Origin of the sequence: Piscinibacter sp. HJYY11, assembly GCF_016735515.1 — a bacterium.
Lineage (GTDB): Bacteria > Pseudomonadota > Gammaproteobacteria > Burkholderiales > Burkholderiaceae_C > Rhizobacter.
Genome location: NZ_JAERQZ010000001.1, coordinates 2,512,836 through 2,534,756, shown reverse-complemented (window position 1 = coordinate 2,534,756; position 21,921 = coordinate 2,512,836). Strand labels below are relative to the sequence as shown.

Below are 21,921 nucleotides of genomic sequence, written 5' to 3'. Positions count from 1 at the left end.
ACACCATGGCCAACCTGCTGCTGGTGGACGACGACGCCGACCTGCTGAAGCTGCTCTCCATGCGCCTCAGCGCGGCGGGTCACCGCGTCACCTCAGTCGAGTCGGCCGAAGCGGCGCTCACGCAGCTCGCCGTCGCGCGGCCCCAGCTGGTGGTGAGCGACGTGCAGCTGCCCGGGCGTGACGGGCTGGCGCTCTTCGACGAGATCCACGCGCGCCACCCCGCGCTGCCGGTGATCCTGCTCACCGCGCACGGCACCATCCCCGACGCGGTCGACGCCACCGCGCGTGGCGTGTTCAGCTACCTGACCAAGCCCTTCGATGGCAAGGCCCTGCTCGACAAGGTCAACGAAGCGCTTGCGCTGGCTGCGCCGCCGGTCGACGCGGCCAGCGGCAACGAGGGGTGGCGCGAGGCCATCGTCAGCCGCTCCAACCGCATGGCCGAGCTGCTGACCGAGGCCAAGATGGTGGCCGCGTCGGATGCCAGCGTGCTGATCCGCGGCGAAAGCGGCAGCGGCAAGGAGCTGCTCGCGCAGGCCATCCACCGCGCGAGCCCGCGTGCGGCCAGGCCCTTCGTCGCGGTCAACTGCAGCGCGATCCCCGAGGCGCTGCTCGAGTCCGAGCTCTTCGGCCACGTGAAGGGCTCCTTCACCGGCGCGGTGACCAACCACACCGGCCTCTTCGTCGCCGCCGACGGCGGCACGCTCTTCCTCGACGAGATCGGCGACATGCCGCCCACGCTGCAGGTGAAGCTGCTGCGGGTACTGCAGGAGCGCTCGGTGCGCCCGGTCGGCGCCACGCAGTCGGTGCCGGTCGACGTGCGCATCCTCTCGGCCACCCACCGCGACCTCGACGCGGCAATGGCGCAGGGCCAGTTCCGCGAAGACCTGTACTACCGGCTCAACGTCGTCTCGCTGCACCTGCCCACGCTCGCCGAGCGACGCGAAGACATTCCGCTGCTCGCCAACCACTTCCTGGCGAAACTGACGGCGAAGTACGACAAGCGCCTCACCGGCTTCGCGCCCGACGCGATGAAGGCGCTCACCACCGCCAGCTGGCCGGGCAACGTGCGACAGCTGCACAACGTGGTGGAGCAGGTCTGCGCGCTGACCACCACGCCGCTGATCCCGCTGACGCTGGTGCAGCGTGCGCTGCGCGTGCCGAGCGTGGAAGTGCTCACCTATGCACAGGCGCGAGAACGCTTTGAGCGCGACTACCTGGTGGGCCTGTTGAAGCTCACCGACGGCAACGCCGCGGATGCAGCGCGCCTCGCCGACCGCAACCGCACCGAGTTCTACCGGCTGCTGCAGCGGCATGGGCTGACCCCCGGCCAGTTCAAGGCCGAGCCGCCTGTCGCTGACTAGAGACAGGCCGCGGGCCCAGCAAAATCAAGGACTTGCAGCGGCTCGCGTGAAGAGTTGTCGCTGAGCGGCGACAAAAACGAGGCATTTGGGGGCCGTTGGGAGCGCAGTGCAGCATCAGATGCGGCCAGGCGCTGCCAAGTGCTTGATGCACAAGCACTTTTCTGAATTGGCACGGGCGTTGCCCAAGGAAGCTCGCAGCCTGCGTTCGGGCTGTGCTTCCAACCCCAACACCCCGCGCCTTTGTTCCTCGCCCTCACTCTTTTTGCGCCCACCGAGTCGGTGGTTCGCCGCACAGCGACACGTGCGCTGCTGCTTTTCGTCCTGGCCGTGCTGTGCGTGTGGGACGCGCGCGCCTTCGGTTTCGACGACGTCGCCGAGCGTGCCCGCCAGATCGCCGCCAAGCCCTATGTCGCCCCCAAGGAGCAGCTGCCCGCCGAGCTGAAAGCGCTCGACTACGACGGCTACCGAGACATCCGCTTCAAGCCGGAGCGTGCGCTGTGGAAGAAGGATGGCCTGCCCTTCGAGCTGGCCTTCTTCCACCTCGGCAAGTTCCAGACGCTGCCGGTGCAGATCCATGAGATCACGCCGCAGGGCGTGCGCCACATCGCGTTCGACAAGAACGACTTCGACTACGGCCGGAACAAGCTCTCGCCGTCGAAGTGGGGTGACCTCGGCTTCGCCGGCTTCCGCGTGCACTACGCGCTCAACAACCCGGCCTACAAGGACGAGCTGGTCGTCTTCCTCGGCGCCAGCTACTTCCGTGCGCTGGGCAAGGGCCAGCACTACGGCCTGTCGGCGCGTGGCCTCGCCATCGACACGGTCGGCGGCAGCGGCGAGGAGTTCCCGCGCTTCAGCGAGTTCTGGATCGAGCGCCCCGCGCCCGGCGCGACCTCGCTGGTGATCCATGCGCTGCTCGATTCGCCGCGTGCTGCCGGGGCCTACCGCTTCACCCTGCGGCCCGGCGAGACCTCCGTGGCCGACGTGCAGGCACGCCTGTTCCTGCGTGCCGGCGTGGCCACCCTGGGCATCGCCCCGCTCACGAGCATGTTCCACCACGGCGAGAACACGCCGCGCGTGGCCGACTTCCGCCCGGAGGTGCACGACTCCGACGGCCTGATGGTCGCGAGCGGCGACGGCAAGGGCGGCGTCGAGTGGCTGTGGCGCCCGTTGCTCAACCCCAAGCGCACGCTGGTCACCTCGTTCGCCTCGAAGGACCCCAAGGGCTTCGGCCTGATGCAGCGCGACCGCACCGCGGCCAACTACGAAGACCCCGAAGCGCAGTACCACCAGCGCCCGAGCGCGTGGGTCGAGCCGGTGGGGAACTGGGGCGCCGGCCGCGTCGAGCTGATGCTGCTGCACACGCCCGACGAGACCGACGACAACGTGGTCGCCTACTGGGTACCCGAAAAGCTGCCCGCACCCGGCCAGCCGCTCGACTTCGCCTACCGCCTGCATTGGCAGGGCGACCAGCAGCAGCGCCCGCCCGCCGGCTGGGCGGTGCAGACGCGCCTGGGCCACGGCTTCATCGACCGCAAGGCCAAGCGTGACCCGAACGAAGTGCAGTACGTCGTCGACTTCGACGGCCCCGCGCTGCGCAACCTGCCGCCCGATGCGCCCGTCAAGGCCGTCGTCAGCAGCAACGCGGCCGGCCGCATCGTCGAGCGCAATGCCTACCGCAACCCGCTCACCAACACCTGGCGCATGACCGTGCGCGTCACCCGCCTTCAGCCCACCCAACCGGTGGAGCTGCGGGCCTTCCTCCAGAACGGCGACAGCGCCCTGACCGAAACATGGACCAACATCATTCAGCCGGATTGAGCACCTCTGCGCCCGGCCGCAGCACGCCTGCCATGCTCCGTGGGTCCATGGTCGCGCGACCCTGGCGCGGCTTCTGGCGCAGCCTGGCCGACCGGCTCACGGGCCGGCCGTCGGACATCCCGGCGCCGCCCGCACGCGAGCCGCAGGCATGGGAGCACGCGGCCAAGCTGCGCCGGCGTGTGCTGATGCTGCTGGTGCTGCTGTCGGCGGCCGGCGCGACCACGCTGCTGTCGAACATGCTGCCGAGCGACCAGACCGGCCTGGCCCGCGCGGTGCAGATCGGCCTGTACGGCCTGCTCTTCGCCTGGGTCTCGGCCGGCTTCTACACCGCCATGATGGGTGCCTGGGTGCTGTGGCGCGGCGACAAGCATGCGATGTCGGCCGCCTCGGTGGGCCACGCGCCCATCCACCGCGACGCACGCACCGCGATCGTGATGCCCATCTGCAACGAGAACGTGGCGTCCGTCTTTGCCGGTTTGCGCGCGACCTGCGAGTCGCTCGCCGCGACCGGCGCATCGAGTCTGTTCGACGTCTACGTGCTGTCGGACACCAGCGATCCTGAAATCCGCGCGGCCGAGCTGGCCGCCTGGGGCCAGCTGCGCCACGAGTGCGGCTCGGCGGGTCGCATCTATTACCGCTGGCGCCAGCGCCGCACCAAGCGCAAGTCGGGCAACGTGGCCGACTTCTGCCGCCGCTTTGGCCGCCTCTACCGCTACATGGTCGTGCTCGACGCCGACAGCGTGATGAGCGGCGATTGCCTCGTGAAGCTCGTGCGCCTGATGGAAGCCCACCCCACGGCCGGCATCATGCAGACGGCGCCGCAGGCCTGCGGCCTAGACACCGTGCACGCGCGCTCGCAGCAGTTCTCCGGCCGCGTGGCCGGCCGGCTCTTCACCGCCGGCATGTCGTACTGGCAGCTGGGCGAGTCGCACTACTGGGGGCACAACGCGATCATCCGCGTCGAGCCCTTCATGAAGCACTGCTCGCTCGCGCCGCTCAAGGGCCACGGCGGCCTGTCGGGCACGCTGCTGTCGCACGACTTCGTCGAAGCCGCGCTGATGCGCCGCGCCGGCTACCACGTGTGGCTGGTGCACGACCTGCACGGCAGCTACGAGCAGCAGCCGCCCAACCTGATCGAGGAGCTGCAGCGCGACCGCCGCTGGTGCCAGGGCAACCTGCAGAACGCCCGCCTCATCGCCGAGCCCGGCCTGCACGGCGTGCACCGCGCGATGCTCGGTACCGGCGCGATGGCCTACCTGTCGGCACCGCTGTGGCTGGCCTCGGTGCTGGTCGGTGCAGGGCTGTGGCTCTTCGGCGAGCGGCCCTTGATGGGCGGCGCGCTGCCGATGGAAATCGCCGGCCTCTGGCTCGTCACCGTGCTGATGCTCATGCTGCCGCGCGTGATGGGCGTGGCGGTGATCGTGATGTCGAACCAGCAGCGCCGCTATGGTGGAACGAAGGCGCTCATCCGTGGGGCCGCGCTCGAAGCGGGCCTGTCGGCCCTGCAGGCGCCGGTGCGCATGCTGGCGCACACGGTGTTCGTGATCGTGGCGCTCACCGGCCTGAAGCTCGACTGGAAGTCGCCCCCGCGCGAAGCCAACGACATCGGCTGGCGCGACGCGCTGCACCGCTTCGGCCCGACCACCGGTGTGGTGGCCGCCGGTGCCGCCGCCGTGCTCGCGCTGCAGCCCGAGATCACGCTGTGGCTGGCCCCGATGGCCCTGCCGCTGCTGGTGGCCGTGCCGCTCGCGGTGCTCACCAGCCGCTCGGGCCTCGGCCAGCGCCTGCTCGCCAACCGGCTGCTGCTGATCCCCGAAGAGCACAGCGCGCCGCACGTGCTGCGCCGTGCCTGGGCCTACGCCAAGCGCGCGCAGCCGGCACCGCAATGGCGCGATGCGCTCACCGACCCGTGGCTCTTCGACGTGGTGCGTGGCGCCATGGGCCCGCGCAACACCAGCTGGGGCACGCGCGGCAAGGCGCGCAAGCTGATGTTCAGCAGCCTGCTGGCGAACCAGGACGCCGAGCAGCTCAGCGCCGAGCACCGCATGCGCCTGTTGAGCGAACCGCAGAGCATCGTGCGCGTGCGCGATCAGCTGGCGGCGAACGCCAACCAGATGCGGGCGAGCTGGCGCGATGGTGAGGAAATCGAAGCGCTGCGCGCCTAGTGTGATGCGCGGGCGGACCGTGGCGTGCCGCTGAAGTGGCGGCCCCAGGCGCGCCGCAGCTGCAAGTCCGAACTGAACCCCGCCGCCTCCGCCGCGCGCGTCACGCTCGCGCCGCGCTGAAGCGCCTGGCGTGCCCGCTCCAGGCGGATCTTCTCCACATAGACCATCGGTGACACCATCGCGTGCTCGGCGAAGAGCCGCAGCAGGTGGCGGCTCGTCACATGGGCGGCGTCGGCCAGCGACTCGAGCGTCCACTCCGCTTCGGGCCGCTCGCACACCGCGTCCTGCGCCCGGTGCAGCGCCGGGTGCAGGTGGTGGCGGTGCGCCAGCAGCGGCGAAAGCTCCGGGTCCTGCGGCGTGCGGCGCAGGTAGACCACCATCGTCTTCGCGACGGCCGAGGCCACCGGGTCGCCGCACTCGTCGGCGATCAGGTGCAGCGCGAGGTCGATGCCGGCGGTGACGCCGGCGCTCGACGCGACGCGGCCCTCGACGACGAACACGCGGTTCTCCACCACCTCGGCGGCCGGCGCGAGCGTGCGCAGCATGTCGAGGTAGTCGTGGTGCGTGGTGCAGCGCTGCCGGTCGAGCAGCCCCGCGCGGGCGGCCATCAGCGTGCCGGCGCAGACGGTGAGCAGGCGATGCGGTGTGTCGGGCGCGGTGAGCTGCGGCCGCATGTGGCGCTGCAGCCAGGCGATGGTGGCCCGGCTCGCCGCATCGGGCGTGCGCAGCGTGTCGCTGCTCTGGCCCACGAGCAGCAGCCAGGTCGGCTGCTTCAGCGTGGTCGGCAGCGGCTCCAACTGCGCGAGCGGCAGGCCGACCGAGGTGGTCGCTTCGGGCAGCGGGCCGGCGAAGCGCAGGCGAAAGCGGGCCGGCCCGCTTTGCCGCTCCAGCTGCTGGTTGGCCAGGCGAAACGCCTCCGCCGGCCCGGCCACGTCCAGCAGCAGGCTGCGTGGCGGGACGACGATGAGGACGTCGATCATGCGATCACGCCGCACGCGCCAGCGCCTGCTCGACCGTGCAGATGGTCGCGAAGCGGCCGGTCAGCACGGCGGCCGTGCGCGCCACGACGTCGGCGCTCCTGAAGGTCGACCCGTCGGGGTAGGCGAGGTCGAAGGTCAGCGTGGCCTCGGGCACGAAGTCGACTTCGTAGCCCTCGTCGTTGGCATGGCGCGTGGTCGTCTCGCAGCATTGCTCGGTGCGGATGCCGCTCACGATCAGGCGATGGATGCGCTGCTGCTTCAGCCACACCGGCAGGCCGGTGCCCACGAGCGCGCTGTGCCGCTGCTTGTGGAACTCGGCGGCCGCCTCGTAGCGCGCCAGGCCGTCGAGGGGCCGCACATGGCCCGAGGCGAGCGAGAACGAGGCATCGCCGTCAACGTGCAGGATGCGCACGATGGGCACGCCCCGCGCGATGCAGCCGTCGATCAGCGCGTTGCTGCGCGCGAGGAAGGTGTCGAGGTGCTCGTCCTGCCAGTAGGGGCGGTGGCGGAAGGATTCCTGTACGTCGATCACGAGGAGGGCGGTGTTCATCTCAGCGGGCCTCCGGGGCGATGCCCTCGAGCTGGGCGACCAGTTGCGCGTGCGCGGCAAGGTCCACCGGGCGGTGCTTGCGCTGCGTCGTTGCGGGGTACGCACCGAGGAAGTTGCCGCCCTTGCGGTCTTGCGCCGGGCGCAGCGGCCGCGGGCTGAAGTTGCCGCCGCAGTTGGGGCAGATGCCACTCAGCAGCCCGGTCGCGCAGTCGCGGCAGAAGGTGCATTCGAAGCTGCAGATCATCGCGTCGGTGGCCGCCGGGGGCAGGGCCTTCGCGCAGTGTTCGCAGACGGGTCGCAGGTCGAGCATCGGTTTCTCCGGTCGAGGAATGATGCCGCAAGCGTAGGGCGGGGCGTCAGTTCTGTCGCCGCATGCCCCGACGAGAAACGATCAGTTCCGGACAGGCGCCAGCCCGGCGAGCGCCTGCCCCGCCGCTTCCATCGCCTGCATCACCACCTGGTGCTTCCAGTCGTCGGTGTCGGTGTAGAAGGCATCGCGCATCTGCTGCTTGATGCGGGCCCCGTGGGTGGCGCGCTGCTCGGGGTGGTTCTGCAGCCATTGCTCGGCGCGCAGCGCCTGCAGCGTCCTGAGCAGCGGCTGCGTGCCGTATTCGAGCGCGATGCCGGTGTACTCGGCTTGAGGGCACTCCTCCAGCGCAGCGCTCCAGATCATGCCGGTGATCGGCGCCGAGGTGGAGCTGCCGTCGTAGATGGACGTGATGCGCTCGCCCCACCAGTCACGGGCGCGGGTCAGCATGGCGGCATCGTTCGGCCCGGCGAAGATGCGCTCGCCGACGCCGCTCTTGCCGAGGCCGGTGTGCAGGTCGATCCAGCCGAGCTTCTCGCACGCGCGGCCATGCTCGCGCAGCACGCGGCGCAGCGCCATGTGGCTCCACGTCGGCTCGCGGCCGCCGTAGAAGAGGCCGTCGGCATGCTCGTACTGGCCCGCCGACACCGCCGCCTGCAAGGCCCGCACGCCACGCCTCAGCAGGAAGCCGAGCAGGCCCGCGTTGTCGCGCCAGCGTGCCGGCCAGGTGGGCGGCACCAGCAGGTGCGCGATCTCGTCGTAGGCGGTGTTGCGCGGCAGCGGCTGCGTGAAGTCCTGGAAGTTGCGGTTCAGGTCGACGTTCTCGTGCGTGACACGGCGCCACCATGAGAAGCCGTAGGGGTTCAGCGCGTGGAGGTAGACCACGGCCACGCCGGCCTCGTGTGCCGCGTCCTGCCAGGCCACGTCGTGCAGCATCGCGACCTGGATGCCCGAGCCGCAGAAGCCTTCGACACCGTGGCAGCCGCTGCTGACGAGCAGCACGCGTTTCGCATCGGCTGGGCCATCGCGCACCACGTCGAGTGCGAGCGTCTCGCCATCGCGGCCCCGCAGCGTGTGCACCTCGCTGTGCACGTCCAGGTGGGCCGACTCGGCGGCGTCGAGAAACTTCTCGCGCGCGGCCGCGTAGGTCTGCGCGAAGCAGGCCGTGACCTCGTCAGCCATGCAAGGGGATCAACGCGGCGTGGCCAGCCACTTGTTCGCGAGCCGCACCCACAGCGTGGCGCCGAGCGGGATCAGGTCGTCGTTGAAGTCGTAGCTCGGGTTGTGCAGCATGCAGGGCCCGAGGCCGTGGCCGCCGATGCGGTGGCTGCCGTCGCCGTTGCCGATGAGGAAGTAGCAGCCGGGCTTTTCCTGCAGGAAGTAGCTGAAGTCTTCGGCGCCCATGGTGGGCTCGAACTCCTCCACACCCTCCGGCCCCACCACCTCGGCCATCACCTCGCGCACGAAGGCCGTCTCGGCCGGGTGGTTGATGGTGGGCGGGTAGTTGCGCACGAACTCGAATTCGCACTCGGCGCCGAAGGCCGCGCAGGTGTGCTCGGCCACCTCGCGCATGCGCTGCTCGAAGAGGTCGAGCAGCTCCAGCGTGAAGGTGCGCACCGTGCCTTCCATCACGCAGGAGTCGGGCACCACGTTGGTCGCTTCGCCGGTGTGGATCATGGTCACCGAGATCACGCCCGGGTCGATGGGCCGCTTGTTGCGCGAGACGATGGTCTGGAAGGCCTGCACGATCTGGCAGGCCACCGGCACCGGGTCGACGCCGAGGTGCGGCATGGCCGCATGCGAGCCCTTGCCGCGGATGACGATCTTGAACTCGTTGCTGGACGCGAAGCAGGGCCCGTTCTTCACCGCGAAGTGGCCGACCGGCATGCCGGGCCAGTTGTGCGCGCCGAAGATGGCCTCCATCGGGAAGAGATCGAAGATCCCTTCCTTGATCATCTCGCGCGCACCACCACCGCCTTCCTCGGCGGGCTGGAAGATCAGGTAGACGGTGCCGTCGAAGTCGCGGTTCTTCTCGTTCGAGAAATGCTTGGCCGCCGCCAGCAGCATCGCGGTGTGGCCGTCGTGGCCGCAGGCATGCATGCGGCCGGGGTGCTGGCTCGCATGCGGGAAGGTGTTGTGCTCGGTGATGGGCAGCGCGTCGATGTCGGCGCGCAGGCCGACGGCTCTTGCACTGTTGCCACGCGTTCCCTTGACGATGCCGACGACGCCGGTCGTGCCCAGGCCACGGTGGATGGGAATGCCCCAGTCGGTGAGCGCCTTGGCGATCACATCGGAGGTGCGCTTCTCTTCGAAGCACAGCTCCGGGTGGGCGTGGAGGTCGCGCCGCAGGGCGGTGACCGCGGCGGCGTCGGCGAGGATGGATTCGATCAGCTGCATGCCGGGCTCCTGGAAGCGGATCAGTGTACTGACCCGTCCATCTTGAGGAGCCCGCGTGGGCTTAACGGCGGACCTTGCCGTCCTCCGTCAGCATGGAGAGCTCGACGAAATGCGAGGCGACGTGGTCGCGTGCGCCGAAGCTCACGTTGAAGCCGCCCAGGTTGAGGTTCTGGACCGACTCCATCGCGGTGATGAACGACTCGCGCGTGGGGTTGCGGCCGGCACGCTTGAGGCCTTCGGCGAACACCTTGGCGGCCACGTAGCCCTCCATGCTGGAGTAGTTGGCGTTGGCATCGCCGCCGGCCTTGGCCACGGCGTCGAGGTACTCGCGCGAGAGCGGGGCGGTCGTGCTGAAGGGCGAGGGCATCACCTGGCTGATCATGATGCCGCGGGCGTCGCGGCCCAGCTCGTCGGCCAGGGCCTGGGTGCCCACGAAGGACACGTTGTAGAAGGTGCCGCCGTAGCCGGCCTTGCGCGCTTCGCGGATGAAGGCCGCAGCCGACTTGTAGGCGGTGATCTGGACCACGGCCTCGGGCTTGGCCGCAGCGATGGTCTTGACCGCTGCCGCCACCTCGACGGTGTTGCGCTGCACGGTGCCGGTCGCCACGGGGGTGAGGTTCAGCCCTTTGAGGGCTCGGTTCACGCCGTCGAGACCGGCCTTGCCATAGGCGTCGTCCTGGTAGAAGACCGCGATCCGGGTCAGGCCCAGCGAGGTGAGCTGCTTGACGATCAACGCGGTCTCGTCGAAGTAGGAGGCGCGCACGTGGAAGACGTTGCGGCTGAAGGGCTCGCGCAACGATTCGGCGCCGGTGAAGGGGCCGAAGAAGATCGTGCGGTTCTCCTGCACCACCGGCATCGCGGCCAGGCAGGTGGGCGTGCCCACGTAGCCGAACAGCGCGAAGACGTTGTCCTTTTCGATGAAGCGTTCGGTGTTGGCCTTGCAGCGCTCGGGCTCGTAGCCGTCGTCCAGCGTGCGCAGCTCCACGGTGTGGCCGTTCACGCCGCCGGCGGCGTTGAGCGCGTCGAAATAGACCTTGGCGCCACGGTTCAGCTGCGTGCCGAGGTAGGCGGCCGGGCCGCTGAAGGCAGCCGACTGGCCGAGCACGATGCGGCGCTCGGACTGGGCAAAGGTGGAGGGCAGGGCGAGGGCGGCGCTCGTGGCGGCCAGGTGCTGGAGCAGGTGTCGGCGTTTCATGGAATTGTGAGTCCGGAAAAAGCGAAACCCAGCGGATCGCGCCAGGCGAATTCAGTGTAAACCCTAGGTATTCGCCGGCCCAGCCCCGCACGACGCGCTGCGGACACCCTTGTGCAATAGTTCCTCGCATGAGCAGCACCACCGCGTTCGACCGAACCGCCATTCGCACAATCCACGCCGCCTGTCCGCACGATTGCCCCGACACCTGCGCGATCCGCGTGACGGTGGAAGACGGCAAGGCGATCAAGGTGCAGGGCGATCCCGACCACCCGCCGACGCACGGCGCGCTGTGCACCAAGGTTTCGCGCTACCCCGAGCGCACCTACCACCCCGAGCGGGTGCTGCACCCGCTGAAGCGCACCGGCCCGAAAGGCAGCGGCCGATTCGTGCGCGTGACCTGGGAGGAAGCGCTGGCTGACATCGCCTCGCGCCTGAAGGCCATCGCCGCACGCGACCCTGAGGCCATCGTTCCGTACAGCTACGCCGGCACCATGGGCCTGCTGCAAGGCGAGAGCATGGACCGGCGCTTCTTTCACAAGCTCGGCGCCTCGCTGCTCGACCGCACCATCTGTGCCTCGGCCGGCGGCGACGCGCTCGCTGCCACTTACGGCGGCAAGGTCGGCATGCACCTGGAGCACTACGCCGACAGCAAGCTCATCCTGATCTGGGGCAGCAACTCGATCGCGAGCAACCTGCACTTCTGGACCTTCGCGCAGAAGGCCAAGCGCGAGGGCGCCAAGCTCATCTGCATCGACCCTCGCAAGACCGAGACGGCGGACAAGTGCCACCAGCACATCGCGCTCTTGCCCGGCACCGACGGCGCGCTGGCACTCGGGCTGATGCACGAGCTGATCGTTCACGACTGGCTCGACCAGGACTACATCGACCGCCACACCGAAGGCTGGCCGCGCTTGCGCGATCGAGCGCTGCAATGGCCGCCCGAGCGTGCCGCCGAGGTGTGCGGCATCACGGCCGAAGAAGTGCGCCAGCTCGCACGCGACTACGCAACGACCAAGCCCGCGGCCATCCGCCTCAACTACGGCATGCAGCGTGTGCGTGGGGGCGGCAACGCGGCGCGACTCATCGCGATCCTGCCCTGCCTGGTCGGCGCCTGGCGCCACCCGGCGGGCGGCTTGCTGCTCTCGGCCTCGGGCTGGTTCCCGCGCAACAGCGCGCACCTGCAGCACCCCGAGCTGATGCCCGCGAAGCCGCCCCGCACCATCAACATGAGCACCATCGGCAATGCGCTGCTGGAAGAGAACTCGCCGAGCTTCGGCCCGAAGATCGAAGCGCTCGTCGTCTACAACAGCAACCCCGTGGCGGTGGCGCCCGAGTCGCCGAAGGTGGTGAAGGGCTTTGCGCGCGACGACCTCTTCACCGTGGTGCTCGAACACTTCATGACCGACACCGCGGACTACGCAGACTATGTGCTGCCGGCGACCACGCAGCTGGAGCACCTCGACGTGCACACGAGCTACGGCCACACCTACGCGATGTTCAACGAGCCGGCGATTGCGCCGCTCGGTGAAGCGAAACCCAACACGCAGGTCTTCCGCGAGCTCGCCGAGCGCATGGGCTTCACCGAGCCCTGCTTCCGCGAGAGCGACGAGTCGATGGCGCGGAACGCGTTGAAGGGCGTCGACTTCGACACCCTGCGCGAGGTGGGCTGGGTCAAGCTGCCGATCGCCGAGGCGCCGTTCGCCAACGGCGGCTTTCCCACGCCCACCGGCAAGTGCATGGTCGACGCGCCCGGCTTGGGCGTGCCCGACCACGTGCCCAATTACGAATCGGTGCAGTCGTCGCCGCAACTGGCGCGTGACTACCCGCTCGCGATGATCTCGCCCCCGGCGCGCAACTTCCTCAACTCCACCTTCGTCAACGTGAAGAGCCTGCGTGACATCGAGGCCGAGCCGCTGCTCGAGATGCACGCCGACGATGCCGCCGCGCGCGGCCTGCAGGGCGGCGAGATGGTGCGCGTCTTCAACCAGCGTGGCGAGTACCGCTGCCGCGTGCAGGTGAGCGCGCGCGCCCGGCCCGGTGTCGTCAACGGCCTGGGCATCTGGTGGCGCAAGCTCGGCCCGAGCGGCACCAACGTCAACGAAGTCACGCACCAGCAGCTCACCGACCTCGGCCGCGCGCCGGCGTTCTACGACTGCCTGGTCGACGTGCGGGCGGTTTGAAGCGCCGGCTGCTGATGGGGGTGGCGAGTGTCATCGGGATCGCGGCCCTGGCCGCGGGCACGGTGTGCCTGACCGCAGGTTGCAGCACCCTGGGCTACTACGCGCAAGCCGCCGGCGGCCACTTCTCGCTGCTGAACAAGGCCAGGCCGGTGCCCGAGTGGCTGGCCGACGAGAAGACCGCCGCGCCGCTGAAGGAGCGACTCGCGCTCAGCCAGCGCATGCGCGACTTCGCCGTCAGCGAACTCAAGCTGCCCGACAACGCCAGCTACCGCCGCTACGCCGACCTCGGCCGCAACGCCGCGGTCTACAACGTGGTGGCCGCGCCCGAGCTGAGCCTCACGCTGAAGACCTGGTGCTTCCCGGTCGTCGGCTGCGTGGGCTACCGCGGCTACTACGACAAGGCCGATGCCGATTCGTTGGCCGCCGAGTTGCGCAGCCAGGGCTTCGAGGCGGTGGTGCAGGCCATCCCCGCCTACTCCACGCTCGGCAAGGTGCCGGGCGACTACTTCAGCGACCCGCTGCTCAACACCTTCCTGCGCTGGCAGGAAGGCGACCTGGCGCGGCTCATCTTCCACGAGCTGGCGCACCAGGTGGTCTACGCCAAGGGCGACACGATGTTCAACGAGTCCTTCGCCACCGCCGTCGAGCGCCTCGGCGGCGAGCGCTGGATGCAGCAGCACGCCTCGCCCACGGCGCGCGAGGAGCTGGCGCGCGCCGACCAGCGCCGCATCGACTTCCGGCGGCTGGCGATGCAGGCGCGCGCCGACCTGGAGGCGATCTACAGGGACGACACCCTGAGCCTGGACGCCAAGCGCGCCGCCAAGGCCGAGCGCTTCGCAAGGCTGCGCGCCGAGCACGCGGCGCTCAGGGCCGGGCCCTGGCAGGGCTGGACGGGCTACGACAACTGGTTCGCCACCGCCAACAACGCCTCGCTCGGCGTGATGGCCGCCTACAACGAACTCGTGCCGCAGTTCGAGCGGCTCTACGAACGCGAGGGCCGTGACTTCGAGCGCTTCTACGCCGAGGTCAGGCGGCTGGCCGCCTTGCCGCAGGCGGAGCGCCGCGCGACACTCGCCCGCTAAGGAGACACCACGACATGCCCGACATCAAGATCCACCGCGAGCACACGCTTGGCCTTGCCAAGGCCCGCAAGGTCGCCCTCAAGTGGGCCGAAGACGCGGAGAAGAAATTCGACATGGAGTGCACCATCCTCGAAGGCGACGACAGCGACACGGTGGAGTTCAAGCGCAGCGGCGTCAACGGCCAGCTGCACGTGGCGGCCGACCACTTTGAGCTGAACGCGAAGCTGGGCTTCCTGCTCGGCGCGTTCGCCAAGACCATCGAGAGCGAGATCGAGAAGAACCTCGACGCGATGCTGGCCGGCAAGGGCGCCCGCCGCAAATGAAAGGCACGGCGTAGAGGCACGGCGGGCGACGCCGGGAGGCCGCGGCACAGGACTTGCGTACGGCCGCGGCGATGCCGACACGCGCCACGGTGGCGCGCGGCACTTTCCTGGAGACAGCCGCCATGACACCCTTTGTCCAACGCCTCATTGCCCTCGGCCTCGCGGCGACGGGCACCCTGTTCGCCCCCTCCGCTTCGGCCCAGAACGCCCTCGACGAGGTGCTGAAGGCGAAGAAGATCGTCATCGCCGTGCCCACCGACTTCCCGCCCTACGGCTTCGTCGGCATCGACCTCAAGCCCCAGGGCCTGGACGTGGAGATGGCCAACCTCATCGGCGCCAAGCTCGGGGTGGCCGTCGAGCTGGCACCGGTCACGAGCGCCAACCGCATCCCCTACCTTCAGACCAAGAAGGCGCACCTCGTGATCTCGACGCTCGGCAAGAACCCGGAGCGCGAGAAGGTGATCGACTTCACCTCGGCCTACTCGCCGTTCTTCCAGGCGGTGTTTGCCGCCAAGTCGCTGACGGTCAAGGGCTTCGGCGACCTGGCCGGCAAGTCGATCGGCGTCACCCGCGGCGCCATCGAAGACCAGGAGCTCACCAAGCTCGCGCCCCCCGGCACCGACATCAAGCGCTTCGAGGACAACAACGCCACCGTGTCCGCGTTCGTGTCCGGACAGACGCAGCTCATCGCCACCGGCGCGTCGGTGGCGGGCAACATGATGACCAAGAACCCGAAGCTGGGCGCCGAGTTCAAGCTGCTGCTCAAGGACAGCCCCAACTTCATCGGCGTGGCCAAGGGCGAGGACGCCCTGCGCACCCGGGTCAACACCATCATTGCCGAGGCCAAGAAGAGCGGCGAGCTCGACAAGATGGCCGTGAAGTGGCTCGGCCGGCCCGCGGGCGACCTGCCGCAGTGAGCCGGGCGCCGGCCGCATGCGCGTCACGCTCGATTTCCTCGCCGTCCTCGCCGACTGGCCGCTGCTGCTGAAGGGCGTCGCCTGGACGGTGGCGCTCACCGCGGTGTCGGCCGTGATCGGCGTCGTGCTCGGGGTGGCCTGCGCCTGGGCGCGCAGCCATGGTGCGCCGTGGCTGAAGTTGCTCGTGGGGGCGTACGTGGAGCTGATCCGCAACACCCCCTTCATCGTGCAGCTCTTCTTCGTGTTCTTCGGGCTGCCGTCGGCGGGCATCCGGCTCTCGCCCGAGCTGGCCTCGGTGATCGCAATGGTGGTGAACCTCGGGGCCTACGCCACCGAGATCATCCGCGCCGGCATCGACGTCACGCCGCGCGGCCAGATCGAGGCGGCGCTCAGCTTGGCGCTCAACCGGCGGCAGGTCTTCCTCAAGGTGGTGCTGCCGCCGGCGCTGCGCAAGGTGTGGCCGGCGCTCGTGAGCCAGATCATCATCGTGATGCTGGGCTCGGCCGTGTGCGGCCAGATCTCCACGCCGGAGCTGAGCTACGCGGCCAACCTGATCCAGAGCCGCAACTTCCGCGCGTTCGAGGCCTTCATCGTGGCGACCGCGCTGTACCTGCTGCTGTCGCTGGCGGTGCGGCGGGTGCTGAACTGGCTCGGGCCGCGCTTTCTCTTCGGCGGGCGCTGAGGCAACACGATGGTCGAGTTCAGCCTCTGGGACATCCTGCGCAACCTGCTGCTCGCCGCACGCTGGACGGTGGTGCTGTCGCTGATCGCGTTCGTCGGCGGGGGAGTGGTGGGCCTCATGCTGCTGCTCGCACGCCTGCGCGGCGCGGGTGTGGCGGCGCGCGTGGTCGGCGCCTACGTGGCCCTCTTCCAGGGCACGCCGCTGCTGATGCAGCTCTTCCTCGCCTACTTCGGGATGGCGCTCTTCGGCGTGGAGACCTCGGCCTGGTTCGCGGCGGCGCTCGCGCTCACGCTCTACACCAGCGCCTATCTCGCCGAGATCTGGCGGGGTTGCGTGGCGTCCATCCCGCGGGGCCAGTGGGAGGCGGCACAAAGCCTGGCCATGAGCTTGGGCGAACAACTGCGCCACGTCGTGCTTCCGCAGGCCACGCGCATCGCGATCGCGCCGACGGTGGGCTTCCTGGTGCAGGTCATCAAGGGCACGGCGCTCGCCTCGGTGATCGGCTTCGTCGAGCTCACCAAGGCCGGCACCATGATCACCAACGCCACCTTCCAGCCCTTCGTCGTCTACAGCTTCGTCGCGCTGCTGTACTTCGCGCTGTGCTTCCCGATCAGCCTGTACGCCAAGCACCTCGAGAGGAAACTGGCATGAAGCCCATCGTCCAGATCACCGCCTTGCGCAAGTCCTTCGGTGCCAACGAGGTCCTCAAGGGGATCGACCTGCAGGTGGCCGCCGGCGAGGTGATCGCCATCATCGGCAAGAGCGGCTCGGGCAAGAGCACGCTGCTTCGCTGCATCAACGGCCTGGAGCAGTTCCAGGACGGCGCGCTCACCGTCGACGGCAAGCCGCTCATCTACGAGAGCGCGATGGCGATGCGCGAGTTGCGCCAGCGGGTGGGCATGATCTTCCAGGGCTTCAACCTCTTCCCGCACCTGTCGGTCGGCCGCAACATCATGCTGGCCCCCACGCTGGTCAAGAAGAAGGACCAGGCCGCCGCCGCCGAGCACGCGCGGGCTCTGCTCGGCCGGGTGGGGCTGGCCGACAAGTTCGACGCGATGCCCGATCAACTCTCCGGCGGCCAGCAGCAGCGCGTGGCGATCGCACGCGCCCTGGCCATGGAGCCGGCGGTGCTGCTGTGCGACGAGATCACGAGCGCGCTCGACCCCGAGCTCGTCGGCGAGGTGCTGCGTGTGGTGGAGAGCCTGGCCGAAGAGGGCATGACGCTCCTGATGGTCACGCACGAGATGAACTTCGCGCGCAAGGTGAGCGACCGCGTGATCTTCATGCACCAGGGCCGGGTGCACGAGATGGGGCCGCCGGCCGAGGTCTTCGGCAGCCCCCAGACGCCTGAGCTCAGGCAGTTCCTGTCGTCACTGAACGACTGAGGCCGTCGTCACTTCAGCGATTCGATGAGGTCGATGTAGGCCTGCATCGCCTCTTCCTTCGACTTGCCCTTCTGCGTGGCCCAGGCGTCGTACTTGGCGCGCTCCACCATCTCGGTGAAGCCGGGGCGCTTGCCTTCCACGTCGCCCACGCTGCCCTGCTTGTACAGCGCGTAGAGCTGCAGCAGCGTCATGTTGTCGGGGCGCTCGGGCAGGTTCTTCGATTCGTCACGGGCTTTTTCGAAGCGGGCCTGAAGGTCGGACATGGGCGTCTCCTGGTGGGTATTAGAGGGCATTGACGGGGAGGATGTTACCCAGCATCGTCCGCGCCATCACTAGAAAAAGGGCTCCAAACATGGCCGTAGCAGCAAGCGCCGAACGCATGTCCCGTGTCGACACCGCGTGGCTGCGCATGGACAACGAAGTCAACCTGATGATGATCGTCGGCGTGTGGCGCATCGAGCCGGGCATCCGCCATGCGGCGTTGACCGAGCGGGTGCAGGACAGGCTGCTCAAGTACAGCCGCTTCCGCCAGAAGGTGGTGGAAGACGCGATGGGCGCGCAGTGGGTCGACGACGACGCGCTCGACCTCGCGCACCACGTGCGGCTGGAAAAGCTCAACCGCAAGCCCGGCCAGGGCGAACGCGAGGCCCTGCAGGAACACGTGGGCGAGCTCTGCATGAGCCCGCTCGACCGCACCCGGCCGCTGTGGCAACTTCACTTCATCGAGCAGTACGACGGCGGCAGCGCGCTCATCGCGCGCATCCACCACTGCATCGCCGACGGCATCGCGCTGATCTCGGTGCTGCTGTCGATCACCGATGGCGGCCGCGAGCCGCCGCAGCGCAGGAAGCGCGAGCGGGAAAGCGATGCCGAGTTCGACTGGTTCGCCGAAGCCATCATGCGACCGCTGACCGACGTCACGGTCAAGGCCATCGGCCTCACGGGCACCGGCATGGCGAAGTCGGTCGAGCTGCTGGCCAACCCGCAGCAGCCGCTGCAGGGCACGGTGGAGCTGGCCCGCATGGGGGCGCAGGTGGTGTCCGACGCCGCCTCGATGCTCCTGATGCCGGACGACTCGCCCACCGCGCTCAAGGGCAAGCCCATCGGCACCAAGCGCGTGGCCTGGGGCGAGCCGATCCCGCTCGACGTGGTGAAGGCGATTGGCAAAGGCCTCGGCTGCTCGGTCAACGACGTGCTGCTCGCCTGCGTGGCCGGTGCCATCGGCGGCTGGCTGCGCGAGCAGGGCGAAGACACCACGGGCAAGGAGATCCGCGCGATGGTGCCGGTGAACCTGCGCCCGATGGAGAAGGCCTACAAGCTCGGCAACCAGTTCGGCCTGGTGCCGCTGGTGCTGCCGATCGGCATCGTCAACCCGATCGAGCGGGTGTACGCGGTGCGGCAGCGCATGCAGGAGCTGAAGGGCAGCTACCAGCCGCTGCTGGCGTTTGCGGTGCTGGCGGTGGCGGGGCTCCTGATCAAGCCGATGCAGGATGCGCTGCTCAACCTCTTCGCCAAGAAGGCCACGGCGGTGATGACCAATGTGCCGGGGCCAGGGACGCCGCTCCAGATCTGCGGGTCGACGCTGTCGCAGGTGATGTTCTGGGTGCCGCAGTCGGGGGAGATCGGGGTGGGGGTGTCCATCCTTTCCTACGGCGGTGGGGTGCAGTTCGGGCTGATCACCGATGCGAAGTTGTGCCCGGAGCCGCAGAAGATCATTGAGCGGTTTGAGCCGGAGTTTCAGCGGTTGCTCTTGGTGACCTTGATGTTGCCTTGGGAGTGAGCTTTGGCTTGCCGTCGCTTTCGGCGGCGCCAAGGGGATGGGGTGGGCGAATTCCTCCATGTCCCCCGCAGTTGATCGCTCCCGCGATCAACTGCTCCTCCTAATACTTACGGAATTCGCCCACCCCATCCCCTTGGCGCGATACATCGCGGCATGCAGAGAAGAGGGGATCGGGGCCCGTTTGTGCGTGTCGCGAGAAGGGCTTGGGGGCAGCGGATTCCGGAAGTATCAGGAGGAATTCCTCGACCCGGGAGGGTCGAGGAAGGGGGACATGGAGGAATCCGCTGCCCCCAAGCCCTTCTCGCCGCCGAAGCCCAGCCCCAGGCAAAGCCCGCACCACTTTGTATACAAAGTAGCGCTCCAGCAAGCGCCTCAGCAAGACCTTTGCCCCAAAGGCGTGCGATGAAGGCCCCCAACGGCATGGCACATGCATTGCATACACGCCGCCGCATGAATCCCGTCATCGACTCGTCCCTGGTGCTGACCTCGCTCGTCAAACGCTATGGCAACACCGTGGCCGTCGACGGGATCAACCTCACCATCCCGTCGGGCAGCTACTGCTGCCTGCTCGGCCCCTCGGGCTGCGGCAAGACCTCCACGCTGCGCATGATCGCGGGCCACGAGCTGGCAAGCGATGGGCAGATCCTGCTGGGCAACAAGTACATCACCTACAGCGCCGCGGCCGACCGGGGCACGGCGATGATGTTCCAGAGCTATGCGCTCTTTCCGCACCTGAGCGTGCTCGACAACGTGGCCTTCAGCTGGAAGATGCGCGGCAAGGCCGTGGCCGAGCGGCATGCGCGGGCCAAGGAGCTGCTGGCCCTCGTCTCGATGACGCCCTATCTGCAGCGCCTGCCGAGCGAGCTCTCCGGTGGCCAGCAGCAGCGGGTGGCACTGGCGCGCGCGCTGATGACCGAGCCGCGCGTGCTGCTGCTCGACGAGCCGCTCTCCGCGCTCGACCCCTTCCTGCGCGTGCAGATGCGCGCCGAGTTGAAGCGCTGGCAGCAGGAGCTCGGCTTCACCTTCGTGCACGTGACGCACTCTCAAGAGGAGGCGATGGCCCTCGCCGACCAGGTGGTCGTGATGAACCACGGCCGCATCGAGCAGACCGGCTCGCCACGCGAGGTGTTCAACGCACCACGCTCCGAGTTCGTCGCCCGCTTCATGGGCGCCCACAACGTGATCGCTTCGGGCAGCGGCCCCATCGCCGTGCGCTCCGACCGCATGCAGCTCGCGCGCAGCGCCAACGGGGTGACCCGCCCTGCCGCCGTGAAAGCCATCGAGTACCAGGGCACCTACGTGCAGCTGAGCCTGGTGCCGCAAGGCGAGGCCGCCGATGCGCAGTGGACCGCGACCCTGCCCGATGCCGATTTCGACGCCGCGCCCTGGCAGCCGGGCGACACGGCGCACGTCTCCTGGCTGCCGCAGGCTGCCCACGCGCTGCAGCCCAGCCCCTGAGTTACCCCCACCCCAACCACATCCTGTACCGAGGAGCCCACCATGTCCGACCCGCAAGACAAGACCGCCCAGCCCGATGCCGCACGCCGCACCCTGCTCAAAGGTGCCGTTGGAGGCGCCGTGGCCACTGGCGGCGCGATGGGCTTCCCCTTCGTGCACGCCCAGGAAAAGATCACCCTGCGCTACCTCGGCACCGCGGTGAACCAGGACAAGGCGATCGCCGAGAAGTTCGAGAAGGACACCGGCATCAAGATCCAGTACATCCCGGTCACCACCGACGACGTGACCAAGCGCGCGGTGACCGCGCCCAACAGCTTCGACCTGATCGACACCGAGTACTTCTCCCTGAAGAAGATCCTGCCCACCGGCAACCTGCTCGGCATCGACACCAAGCGCATCAAGAACGCCGACAAGATCACCACGCTCTTCACCAAGGGCGAAGTCGCCGGCAAGAAGGTGGGCGACCAGGGCACCGCACCGAAGAAGGTCATGTACGTGGAGAAGCCCGATGCGAAGACCTTCGCCTCGTCGCCCACGCAGTTCATGACGCTGATCCCCACCGTCTACAACGCCGACACGCTGGGCATCCGCCCCGACCTGATCAAGCGCCCGATCGAGTCGTGGAAAGAGCTGCTCAACCCCGAGTTCAAGGGCAAGGCCGCCATCCTCAACATCCCCTCGATCGGCATCATGGACGCGGCGATGGTCGTGGAGGCTGCGGGCATCTACAAGTACCCCGACAAGGGCAACATGACCAAGAAGGAGATCGACCTCACGATCAAGACCCTGATCGATGCCAAGAAGGCCGGCCAGTTCCGCGCGCTGTGGAAGGACTTCAACGAGAGCGTGAACCTGATGGCCTCGGGCGAGGTGGTGATCCAGTCGATGTGGTCGCCGGCCGTGACGGCCGTGCGCACCAAGGGCATCCCCTGCACCTTCCAGCCGCTGAAGGAAGGCTACCGCGCCTGGGCCGCGGGCTTCGGCGTGCCGAAGTCGGTGACGGGCAAGAAGGCCGATGCGGTGTACGAGTTCATCAACTGGTTCCTCGACGGCTGGGCGGGCGCCTACCTCAACCGCCAGGGCTACTACAGCGCGGTGCTCGAGACGGCCAAGGCCAAGATGGAGCCCTACGAGTGGGCCTACTGGATGGAAGGCAAGCCGGCCACCAGCGACATCAAGTCGCCCAACGGTGACCTGCTCGCCAAGGCCGGCAGCGTGCGCGACGGCGGCAGCTACGAGCAGCGCATGGGCGGCATCGCCTGCTGGAACGCGATCATGGACGAGAACGCGTACATGGTGCAGAAGTGGAACGAGTTCGTCGCCGCCTGACAGGCTGAGCAC

The 21,921-nt window shown here is 68.6% G+C and carries 20 protein-coding genes; 13 read left to right on the top strand and 7 right to left on the bottom strand.

Going from position 1 to position 21,921, the window contains the following annotated elements; translation table 11 throughout:
• Positions 1-5 precede the first annotated feature (5 nt).
• The 3 genes from JI745_RS11650 to mdoH all read left to right on the top strand — a co-directional run bounded on the left by JI745_RS11650 (position 6) and on the right by mdoH (position 5,344).
• A complete protein-coding gene (locus JI745_RS11650) occupies positions 6-1,361 on the top strand; it encodes a sigma 54-interacting transcriptional regulator (protein WP_201806375.1) in 1,356 nt (451 codons plus the stop codon).
• Between the two features lie 321 nt (positions 1,362-1,682).
• Complete coding sequence (locus tag JI745_RS11645; RefSeq protein WP_236675255.1) at positions 1,683-3,179, top strand: glucan biosynthesis protein G; 1,497 nt, start codon at positions 1,683-1,685, stop codon at positions 3,177-3,179.
• A complete protein-coding gene (gene mdoH / locus JI745_RS11640) occupies positions 3,152-5,344 on the top strand; it encodes a glucans biosynthesis glucosyltransferase MdoH (protein ID WP_201806373.1) in 2,193 nt (730 codons plus the stop codon). The genes JI745_RS11645 and mdoH overlap by 28 nt, the downstream gene beginning before the upstream one ends.
• On the opposite strand, the gene JI745_RS11635 is transcribed toward mdoH, so the two are convergent.
• The 6 genes from JI745_RS11635 to JI745_RS11610 all read right to left on the bottom strand — a co-directional run bounded on the left by JI745_RS11635 (position 5,341) and on the right by JI745_RS11610 (position 10,773).
• A complete protein-coding gene (locus JI745_RS11635; protein ID WP_201806371.1) occupies positions 5,341-6,324 on the bottom strand; it encodes a GlxA family transcriptional regulator in 984 nt (327 codons plus the stop codon). The genes mdoH and JI745_RS11635 overlap by 4 nt on opposite strands.
• A gap of 4 nt (positions 6,325-6,328) precedes the next feature.
• Positions 6,329-6,874 carry an isochorismatase family protein gene (locus tag JI745_RS11630; RefSeq protein ID WP_201806369.1) on the bottom strand — a complete coding sequence of 182 codons (546 nt, stop codon included), beginning with the start codon at positions 6,872-6,874 and terminating at the stop codon, positions 6,329-6,331.
• Position 6,875: 1 nt separating this feature from the next.
• Complete coding sequence (locus tag JI745_RS11625; RefSeq protein WP_201806367.1) at positions 6,876-7,184, bottom strand: DUF1272 domain-containing protein; 309 nt, start codon at positions 7,182-7,184, stop codon at positions 6,876-6,878.
• Positions 7,185-7,265: 81 nt separating this feature from the next.
• Positions 7,266-8,363, bottom strand: a complete 1,098-nt coding sequence (locus JI745_RS11620) for a M14 family metallopeptidase (RefSeq protein WP_201806365.1) — start codon at positions 8,361-8,363, stop codon at positions 7,266-7,268.
• A gap of 9 nt (positions 8,364-8,372) precedes the next feature.
• Positions 8,373-9,578 (bottom strand): M20 aminoacylase family protein, encoded by a 1,206-nt coding sequence (locus tag JI745_RS11615; RefSeq protein ID WP_201806364.1) that lies wholly within the window; start codon positions 9,576-9,578, stop codon positions 8,373-8,375.
• 61 nt (positions 9,579-9,639) lie between these two features.
• On the bottom strand, positions 9,640-10,773 hold the full coding sequence (locus JI745_RS11610) for an ABC transporter substrate-binding protein (protein WP_201806363.1): 1,134 nt from the start codon (positions 10,771-10,773) through the stop codon (positions 9,640-9,642).
• A 128-nt stretch (positions 10,774-10,901) separates the two neighbouring features.
• Here JI745_RS11610 and JI745_RS11605 point away from each other — a divergent pair, with 128 nt between their 5' ends.
• The 7 genes from JI745_RS11605 to JI745_RS11575 all read left to right on the top strand — a co-directional run bounded on the left by JI745_RS11605 (position 10,902) and on the right by JI745_RS11575 (position 17,342).
• Positions 10,902-12,953 (top strand): molybdopterin-dependent oxidoreductase, encoded by a 2,052-nt coding sequence (locus JI745_RS11605; RefSeq protein WP_201806362.1) that lies wholly within the window; start codon positions 10,902-10,904, stop codon positions 12,951-12,953.
• Between the two features lie 14 nt (positions 12,954-12,967).
• On the top strand, positions 12,968-14,035 hold the full coding sequence (locus JI745_RS11600; RefSeq protein ID WP_201812498.1) for an aminopeptidase: 1,068 nt from the start codon (positions 12,968-12,970) through the stop codon (positions 14,033-14,035).
• Between the two features lie 14 nt (positions 14,036-14,049).
• Positions 14,050-14,358 (top strand): polyhydroxyalkanoic acid system family protein, encoded by a 309-nt coding sequence (locus JI745_RS11595; protein ID WP_201806361.1) that lies wholly within the window; start codon positions 14,050-14,052, stop codon positions 14,356-14,358.
• Positions 14,359-14,480: 122 nt separating this feature from the next.
• On the top strand, positions 14,481-15,275 hold the full coding sequence (locus JI745_RS11590; protein WP_201806359.1) for a transporter substrate-binding domain-containing protein: 795 nt from the start codon (positions 14,481-14,483) through the stop codon (positions 15,273-15,275).
• 16 nt (positions 15,276-15,291) lie between these two features.
• Entirely contained in the window at positions 15,292-15,957 is a 666-nt protein-coding gene (locus tag JI745_RS11585; RefSeq protein WP_201806356.1) for an amino acid ABC transporter permease, read from the top strand.
• 9 nt (positions 15,958-15,966) lie between these two features.
• On the top strand, positions 15,967-16,608 hold the full coding sequence (locus JI745_RS11580) for an amino acid ABC transporter permease (protein ID WP_201806354.1): 642 nt from the start codon (positions 15,967-15,969) through the stop codon (positions 16,606-16,608).
• On the top strand, positions 16,605-17,342 hold the full coding sequence (locus tag JI745_RS11575) for an amino acid ABC transporter ATP-binding protein (RefSeq protein ID WP_201806352.1): 738 nt from the start codon (positions 16,605-16,607) through the stop codon (positions 17,340-17,342). The genes JI745_RS11580 and JI745_RS11575 overlap by 4 nt, the downstream gene beginning before the upstream one ends.
• Before the next feature lie 8 nt (positions 17,343-17,350).
• On the opposite strand, the gene JI745_RS11570 is transcribed toward JI745_RS11575, so the two are convergent.
• A complete protein-coding gene (locus JI745_RS11570; protein WP_201806351.1) occupies positions 17,351-17,605 on the bottom strand; it encodes an acyl-CoA-binding protein in 255 nt (84 codons plus the stop codon).
• 116 nt (positions 17,606-17,721) lie between these two features.
• Between JI745_RS11570 and JI745_RS11565 the strand changes: the two genes are divergently transcribed.
• The 3 genes from JI745_RS11565 (at position 17,722) to JI745_RS11555 (ending at position 21,909) form a co-directional block, all read left to right on the top strand.
• Positions 17,722-19,122, top strand: a complete 1,401-nt coding sequence (locus JI745_RS11565; protein ID WP_201806349.1) for a wax ester/triacylglycerol synthase family O-acyltransferase — start codon at positions 17,722-17,724, stop codon at positions 19,120-19,122.
• 450 nt (positions 19,123-19,572) lie between these two features.
• Positions 19,573-20,580 (top strand): ABC transporter ATP-binding protein, encoded by a 1,008-nt coding sequence (locus JI745_RS11560; RefSeq protein WP_201806348.1) that lies wholly within the window; start codon positions 19,573-19,575, stop codon positions 20,578-20,580.
• 42 nt (positions 20,581-20,622) lie between these two features.
• A complete protein-coding gene (locus tag JI745_RS11555) occupies positions 20,623-21,909 on the top strand; it encodes a PotD/PotF family extracellular solute-binding protein (RefSeq protein WP_201806347.1) in 1,287 nt (428 codons plus the stop codon).
• Positions 21,910-21,921 lie beyond the last annotated feature (12 nt).

Excerpts from the sequence above, each read along its gene's own strand:
- JI745_RS11585 (WP_201806356.1), top strand. The coding sequence starts at position 15,292 with ATGCGCGTCACGCTCGATTTCCTCGCCGTCCTCGCCGACTGGCCGCTG.
- JI745_RS11575 (WP_201806352.1), top strand. The coding sequence starts at position 16,605 with ATGAAGCCCATCGTCCAGATCACCGCCTTGCGCAAGTCCTTCGGTGCC.
- JI745_RS11630 (WP_201806369.1), bottom strand. The coding sequence starts at position 6,874 with ATGAACACCGCCCTCCTCGTGATCGACGTACAGGAATCCTTCCGCCAC.
- JI745_RS11560 (WP_201806348.1), top strand. The coding sequence starts at position 19,573 with ATGAATCCCGTCATCGACTCGTCCCTGGTGCTGACCTCGCTCGTCAAA.
- JI745_RS11625 (WP_201806367.1), bottom strand. The coding sequence starts at position 7,184 with ATGCTCGACCTGCGACCCGTCTGCGAACACTGCGCGAAGGCCCTGCCC.
- JI745_RS11595 (WP_201806361.1), top strand. The coding sequence starts at position 14,050 with ATGCCCGACATCAAGATCCACCGCGAGCACACGCTTGGCCTTGCCAAG.
- mdoH (WP_201806373.1), top strand. The coding sequence starts at position 3,152 with ATGGACCAACATCATTCAGCCGGATTGAGCACCTCTGCGCCCGGCCGC.
- JI745_RS11620 (WP_201806365.1), bottom strand. The coding sequence starts at position 8,363 with ATGGCTGACGAGGTCACGGCCTGCTTCGCGCAGACCTACGCGGCCGCG.
- JI745_RS11580 (WP_201806354.1), top strand. The coding sequence starts at position 15,967 with ATGGTCGAGTTCAGCCTCTGGGACATCCTGCGCAACCTGCTGCTCGCC.
- JI745_RS11610 (WP_201806363.1), bottom strand. The coding sequence starts at position 10,773 with ATGAAACGCCGACACCTGCTCCAGCACCTGGCCGCCACGAGCGCCGCC.
- JI745_RS11635 (WP_201806371.1), bottom strand. The coding sequence starts at position 6,324 with ATGATCGACGTCCTCATCGTCGTCCCGCCACGCAGCCTGCTGCTGGAC.
- JI745_RS11600 (WP_201812498.1), top strand. The coding sequence starts at position 12,968 with ATGGGGGTGGCGAGTGTCATCGGGATCGCGGCCCTGGCCGCGGGCACG.
- JI745_RS11570 (WP_201806351.1), bottom strand. The coding sequence starts at position 17,605 with ATGTCCGACCTTCAGGCCCGCTTCGAAAAAGCCCGTGACGAATCGAAG.
- JI745_RS11650 (WP_201806375.1), top strand. The coding sequence starts at position 6 with ATGGCCAACCTGCTGCTGGTGGACGACGACGCCGACCTGCTGAAGCTG.
- JI745_RS11590 (WP_201806359.1), top strand. The coding sequence starts at position 14,481 with ATGACACCCTTTGTCCAACGCCTCATTGCCCTCGGCCTCGCGGCGACG.
- JI745_RS11555 (WP_201806347.1), top strand. The coding sequence starts at position 20,623 with ATGTCCGACCCGCAAGACAAGACCGCCCAGCCCGATGCCGCACGCCGC.
- JI745_RS11565 (WP_201806349.1), top strand. The coding sequence starts at position 17,722 with ATGTCCCGTGTCGACACCGCGTGGCTGCGCATGGACAACGAAGTCAAC.
- JI745_RS11605 (WP_201806362.1), top strand. The coding sequence starts at position 10,902 with ATGAGCAGCACCACCGCGTTCGACCGAACCGCCATTCGCACAATCCAC.
- JI745_RS11615 (WP_201806364.1), bottom strand. The coding sequence starts at position 9,578 with ATGCAGCTGATCGAATCCATCCTCGCCGACGCCGCCGCGGTCACCGCC.